The organism is uncultured Microscilla sp. (assembly GCF_947493425.1).
Lineage (GTDB): Bacteria > Bacteroidota > Bacteroidia > Cytophagales > Microscillaceae > Microscilla.
Genome location: NZ_CANLRP010000047.1, coordinates 42,245 through 49,017, shown reverse-complemented (window position 1 = coordinate 49,017; position 6,773 = coordinate 42,245). Strand labels below are relative to the sequence as shown.

At 39.6% G+C, this 6,773-nt stretch carries 4 protein-coding genes; 3 read left to right on the top strand and 1 reads right to left on the bottom strand.

The features are described 5' to 3' along the window. Positions 1–418: 418 nt before the first annotated feature. Entirely contained in the window at positions 419–2,950 is a 2,532-nt protein-coding gene (locus Q0954_RS14190; protein WP_299457917.1) for a hypothetical protein, read from the bottom strand. A 547-nt stretch (positions 2,951–3,497) separates the two neighbouring features. Between Q0954_RS14190 and Q0954_RS14185 the strand changes: the two genes are divergently transcribed. Genes Q0954_RS14185 through Q0954_RS14175 form a run of 3 tightly spaced genes read left to right on the top strand, consistent with a single transcriptional unit; the run spans position 3,498 to position 6,360 of the window. Further along, the gene (locus Q0954_RS14185; protein WP_299457916.1) at positions 3,498–4,271 is read left to right on the top strand and encodes an FkbM family methyltransferase; all 774 of its coding nucleotides are present in this window, start codon (positions 3,498–3,500) and stop codon (positions 4,269–4,271) included. Beyond that, positions 4,220–5,581, top strand: a complete 1,362-nt coding sequence (locus Q0954_RS14180) for a glycosyltransferase family 4 protein (RefSeq protein WP_299457915.1) — start codon at positions 4,220–4,222, stop codon at positions 5,579–5,581. Before Q0954_RS14185 ends, Q0954_RS14180 begins: the two co-directional genes overlap by 52 nt. An 8-nt stretch (positions 5,582–5,589) precedes the next feature. Next, on the top strand, positions 5,590–6,360 hold the full coding sequence (locus Q0954_RS14175; protein ID WP_299457913.1) for a glycosyltransferase family 2 protein: 771 nt from the start codon (positions 5,590–5,592) through the stop codon (positions 6,358–6,360). The last annotated feature ends 413 nt before the right edge of the window (positions 6,361–6,773 follow it).

Here is a 6,773-nt window from a genome sequence, read left to right as displayed (position 1 = left end):
GGCAATAAAAATAACGAAGTATCAAGGCGAAAAATCACCCCTTAGAGTGTAAATTTATTTTTGAACAATTCCTAAGGCGGAAAGAAAGGCCTTGTTATTCAAGCACTTTTAAAGTTGATAAAGTTAACTTCTAAGCAAATATTAATAGCTAAAAATTAGTGTACGGTTTCAAATTGGGAGTAAATAACGCTGAGTTTATAATCCCACACAACTGGTATTGTAAACGAGATTTAATTGCAGAATGCACCATCTTATTTGGGCTTCGCTTTGCACGGTTTTGCTTTACTTTAGTTAGCTACAGCTAAAAGTATTTGGCAAACTTAATTGATGGTGTAGTGAGTACATTGGATCAAGTGTATATTAAAAAAGGGTGTATCACAAATTTGTGATACACCCTTTTTCATACGAATATTAGCTACTACTCTGGCTTCGATGCCGTCTTTTGTTTCTTAAAATACAAAACAATTGCCCCTGCTATGCCCAGTAGCAGCAATATAGATGAAATTAAAGCAATGCTTTCGCTTATAGCAAGAGTTTTGGAAATAAAACGAAACTCTATGGTATGTTTACCTGCTGGTACTACCAACGCCCTGAGCACATAGTTTACCCTAAGGTGTGACACAGGCTTGCCATCGATGTAGGCAACCCAACGCGCTCCATTGTCATAAAAAATCTCAGAAAAAACTGCCAACTGTGTGCTGCCCACATTGGCTTCATACTTCATTACATCGGGGGCATAAGACAAAAGTTTGATGGTAGCATTATTATCAGGTTTGATGGTAAGCCCTTGTACTTCTTTAGCATATTTAGGGTTGACAAAAGCTATTTTCTTAGGGTCAAACTTGGTAAGCGAAGCCAATTCTTCATCTGAACTATTGACTACTTTGTAGCCATCTACAAACCAGGCATGCCCCATAGCATTGGTGTTTTCAAACACTTTGCCCCCCCTGTCTACCAAAAACCTCATATTTAACATGCTCAATACCGATACATTGTTGGTATCTTTAGGGTTGTGTTGCCTTAGCTTACCTTGGGCGGTTCTCAACATATAAGCAGCAGTCATGTTGCGGGTAAAGTGGGCGTCAGCAAGCTCTTGGTAGCGACGTAGCTTGGCACCATGATAACCTCCTATAGACTTGTGATGGAAAGAAGTGATAGCATCGTTCATAGGACTTTTGGCTGTATTTAACACCCGGTAATGTGGGTCTTTTTGCCCTTTTTGCAAAATTTCAAGATCATAAGGCTGAGGCTTTTTGGCAGCTTCTACATTACGTGGCTTTTTAAAACTCTTGGTGTTCAAATAACGCTTGTTTACCCCCCATAAGTCAACCAATATCAGCAAAGTAATTGCAATCAAAGCATATTCTTTTTTAATTTTCTCGGTGAAAAATGCCCACAATATTCCTGCGGCTAATAAAATAAATATCAATGAACGTAACGCATCGGCTTTTAGCAAACTAGCACGGTCGGCTTGCAGCGCACTAAGCAAATCCATAGCAAACCCTTTGCTTCCGGTCATTTTTTCAAGTTGTTCCAGGTATTTTTGATCTCCGGCAGCCTCAAAGCTAAATAAGCCACCACCTAACAACGCAAAAATAGCAGTCAACCCTCCTACAATAGCTACACTATAACCCAACGGCTTGATCAGGTCTTTGCCCTTGAGTTCTCCATTGAATATGTCTCTTAGCCCCAAAGCAATGCCCCACACCATAAAAATATTGATCAAAGAGAAGAGCATGTTTACTGCCCTGAACTTATTATAAAGTGGTACATTATAAAAGAAGAAGTTATTGAACCAGGTCAAGTTGCGACCCCATGATAAAAGCAACAAAAACACAACAATGCCTAATAACCACCACTTAAAGTCATTTTTGGCAACAATGAGGCTAAAAACAAACAAGAAACAGATAATAGCACCATAATAGGCAGGTCCTGAAGTAAATGGCATATCACCCCAGTACAAAGGTTGCTGTTTTACAAACTGCTCTGCCTGTCTGCCTTGTACACCTCGCCGGGTGAGGGTTTCATACATGTTAGATTTTTTGCTCAGTTCTCCGCCCGATGCTCCACCATAAAAGTTGGGCACCAACACAGTAAAACTTTCCATTTTGCCATAGCTCCACTGAAAGGCATATTTTATATCAAGTCCTCCGCCCTTAGTTTGGTCGTTAGTAGTAAGTTCTGATGGGCCACGAATGGTTTGCTTGGAGTATTCGTAGTTGGGCACCAGCAAAGAAGCATTAGACCCAAAAGCAATACCTCCGGCAATTAATAATACCAACGCGCCTATCATAAATTCTTTGACTTGCTTGGCTTGAAAGGCTCTTATCAACTCATACAGGCTTATAATAAGCAAAATAATGAATATATAGTAAGTGATTTGCACGTGGTTACTGTATAGTTCCAACCCAGCAAACAATGCGGTCAATACCCCTCCCACCAAGTACTTGCCTCTAAAGGTGATGATCACTGAGGCAATCAATGGAAACCCATACGATTGAGCAACAAGCTTGGACACGTGCCCAGCGTCTATGTTAATAAAGTTATAAGAAGCAAACACGATTCCTATGGCTCCCAACACACCTATCCATCGATCGAAGCCCAAGATAAGGAATGCCAAAAAAGAGGTGACCAATAACATAAACACTGTATTGATAGTGAAGGGCATTAAGCCATAGTGTAGTGCACGCCCCAACCAGAGAGGTAAGCTGTTGGGACGCTCAGAATATACCATATTTGCGGGCATTCCACTAAACATACTATTTGTCCAAAGCCCCACTTTACCCGTTTTTGCTTTGTAGTCTTTCAGTTCTTTAGATGCTCCCTGAGCTTGCAGCACATCATTTTGAGGCAGCTTTTCTCCTGATAACTCTGGATAATTATAAATGGCACTTAGGATAAAAAAGAAAAAGATAATGGCTAAGTCTGGTAATATTTTTTTGATGCTCATCGGAGACTATGCTATGTTTGTTGAATTAGAATACAAAGGTAAAACCACATCATGCATTTGCTGTTGCAACTCTATGGCAAACAAACCTATATCCACTTTATGCTAAATTAAAAGTGGTAAGGCTCAGAACTCACTCATTTTGTCTGCCATTGGGCAAAACAAAAACTAGAGATGAGCCCTTAAACGCAGCAAAAGTAGAAGGTTTACTGGCAAAAACAAAATCCCAACAAGCTCTTATAAGCATAGAGACTCACAAAACAGGTGATTCTGATTTCGCAGGGCATTTGCCTTGCAAAACACGGAAATAGCCACTCTAAAACAAGCGCTTTTACTTAATAGAAAGGAGATAAACTCAAACATATCAAAATTAAATTGATCAAAAAGATTTAAACTTATTACTTTTGCACAATTCTCTTGCTTAAGCATGTCTTGGTTATACTGATGTATAAGACAATTAAAGAGATAGTATGAGGTACACAGTTTCCTTTTATTTCATTCACTACCAAGGCTAATGTAGCCTTCATATTTTCAAGAAAAACACCTTAAGATGAATAGCTTCAAAAAAGCACTTTTACCGGTTACAAATTACTTATTAGAGAACTATATCCTTTTTAAAATTTTACCATTCAAAGAAAGAAAAAAATACTTTGATAAGACAGGGAATGATGACATCCAATTACACATTAAAACCTTAGATAATGAAGGAGTGACTATACGTAGTAATAATGCTATAGACCGAAGTGTAATAAAATATGTATTTTATCACCAGTACCATCTCCCCCCTGTTGACTTGCCTGCCGATGCGGTGATATTAGACCTGGGAGCCAACATTGGGCTTACTATACGCCACTTTAAACATCTCTACCCTCAGAGCAAAATTTTTGGGTTTGAAATGGATAAGCAAAATTTTGAAACCTGTAAAAAAAACTGTGCTGAACTGCCTGGGGTAACCATTACCAATAAGGCTGTGTGGACAAACACTGGTACTATACAGTATGCAGACAATGCAGATACTGACGCGTATGCCATTACTGAGAATACCCAAGCTGCTACCAAAGAAATGCCTTCTATCAGCCTGAGCGACATTTTGGCCACCTACTCGTTAGATAAGGTAGACTATATGAAGATGGACATTGAAGGAGCCGAAAAAAATATATTGGAAAGTGACGACCTAAGCTGGATGCAAAAAGTACAAGCAATGAATATAGAATTGCACGAAGACGAGTTTGTACAAAAAGCTATAGATATAGTAAGCCAGCAAGGGTTTAAATGTTGGAAAGATACCAAGCATTGGGCGTCTATTATGGCAATAAAGAAGTAATGAGGCAAGAAACAATGGAGCAGAGGGCAATAAAAGTAGCAATTGTTAACACTTTCCAGGATTTTGGTGGGGCAGCAGTAGCCGCACAACGCCTCCATAAGGCACTACAAGACCAACCTTTGGTAGAGCCTCAACTACTGGTACAAGTACAAACCCAAAAACAGCAACACCTACAGGCAGTAGCCAACACCTGGTGGGGCAAGAAAAGAGCTTTCCTTAGGTTTACTGTAGATCGCCTGCTTTTTTGGCGACAGGCTAAGTCAAAAGCCACCCGTTATGCTATTTCGCCGGCCTATATTGGTACCAATATTAGCCAACACCCATTGATAAAGCAAGCTGATATTATTCACTTACATTGGATTGTTTTTGGTTTTTTGTCTCTCAAATCACTCAAAACACTCTTTGCGCTTGGCAAACCCATTGTATGGACGATGCACGATATGTGGGCTTTTACTGGGGGTTGCCATCACGCCCGCAACTGTGACCATTACCAACGAGAATGTGGCAATTGTGTTTTTCTAAAGCACCCTCACCCAAAAGATTTGTCTTACCGGATTTTCCAGAGAAAGCTTACCATTTATAAAGACAAATCACTGCATTTGGTAGGCTGTAGCCAATGGATTGCCAACGAAGCAACCAAAAGTGGTTTAATGAGTGCTGAGGTATCTACCAAAAGTAGTATTCAGAGCATTCCTAACCCTATAGATACTACAGTTTACACCCCTTTGGATAAAAAGATACTGCGCCAACAAAGGTCACTGGCTGTAGATAAAAAGTACTTATTGTTTGGCTCAGTCAAAATCAGTGACAAGAGGAAAGGAATCGACTACTTTCTGGAAGCTTTGCAAATATTGAAGGAACAATACCCTGCCACCTTGCAAGAAGTTGAACTGTTGGTGTTTGGTGGTGCAGGAGCGCAAGTAAAAGCATTGTCTCCTTACACCGTTCATTTACAAGGGTTGCTCTCAGGGGACGAAGCTTTGCGACAAAATTATAACCTGGGAGATGCGTTGGTGATGCCTTCGTTGGAAGAAAACCTCCCCAACACCATTATGGAGTCAATGGCCTGTGGCACCCCAGCAATTGCCTTTGATGTAGGCGGGGTGGGCGATTTGATCGACCATCAGCAAAACGGTTACCTGGCGTCGTACAAGTCTGCCGAAGACCTTGCCAAGGGCATTTACTGGACACTGTATCAATCAGATAATCAAACACTTACGAAAAATGCCCGACAAAAAGTATTGGACAACTTTACCGAAGAGGTAGTGAGTAATCAGTATGTACAGTTATATAAAAAGATACTTGATTAAAATAATCTATGAATCAATCTCTACCCAGAATATCAATCATTACGGTGTGTTTCAACGCCGAAAAATACCTGGAGCGTACCATTCAAAGCATTATAACCCAAACATACCCTCATATAGAATACTTGATTATAGACGGGCAGTCGAAAGATGGTACACTGGACATTATAAAAAAGTATGAAGCCAATATTGATCAATGGATTAGCGAACCAGATAAAGGTTTGTACGATGCAATGAATAAGGGAATGGAGCTTGCTAAAGGCGATTTTGTGTGGTTTATGAATGCCGGAGATGAAATAAGGACTCCTGAAGTGCTAACGGATATGTTTGCCAAAGAAACCGATGGCGATGTTTACTATGGTGAGACTGAGTTTCTCGATCTTGAACGTAACCCGCTGGGCATCAGAAGTAAAGCTACTCCTCACAGGTTACCAGAGCAACTTCACTGGAAAGACATGCAACAAGGCATGGTTGTTTGTCACCAATCCATTTTGGTGCGCAAAAGCATTGCTGAGCCTTATGACTATGAACAACACCCTTACAGTGCTGATATTGACTGGGTAATTAAGGTGTTAAAACGGTCAAAAAAAACAATCAATGCTCACCAAATCCTGGCAATATATTTACAAGGGGGGTTTTCTCGCAAACACCTGAAGGCTTCGCTCAAAGATCGCTACCAAATACTCAAGAAACATTATGGGTTGTGGACTACGCTCAAAAATCACGTGTTGATTGTACTACGCAGCGTTTGGTTTATTCTTAAACGTGGCAAAGGGTATTAACTATTGGTCACAACAAGTCAATTTTAATCGAAAAATAAATGCCAAGCTTTTTAGCTTGGCATTGTTGTTGTTTTTCTAACAACTATCTTATTAATGATGTAAACGTCATTTTTATAACGGACGACTCATCTAAAAGATGAAGCATTGTATTCAACATTGAATTATAATCAATAAACGATGCAAACTAGCAAAAATTTTCTACAAAGGTAGAATATGCTATTAAAAAGCCAGTTTGGCATTGTTGTTGTACTTATATAATTGCTATTAATTTTGGTGTCATTTTTGTAACGGGCATTCGGTTTGATTTTCAAACTGCAATGCCTTTTTTTTTGAACACGGGACAAGATAGGTAAAATTATACTGCTCTCCAAATAATAACCTTTTCAAGGCACATTTATTGCTAATGAAGTCGC

Coding starts and splice junctions, on each gene's coding strand:
- Q0954_RS14175 (WP_299457913.1), top strand. CDS start 5,590: ATGAATCAATCTCTACCCAGAATATCAATCATTACGGTGTGTTTCAAC.
- Q0954_RS14180 (WP_299457915.1), top strand. CDS start 4,220: ATGTTGGAAAGATACCAAGCATTGGGCGTCTATTATGGCAATAAAGAA.
- Q0954_RS14185 (WP_299457916.1), top strand. CDS start 3,498: ATGAATAGCTTCAAAAAAGCACTTTTACCGGTTACAAATTACTTATTA.
- Q0954_RS14190 (WP_299457917.1), bottom strand. CDS start 2,950: ATGAGCATCAAAAAAATATTACCAGACTTAGCCATTATCTTTTTCTTT.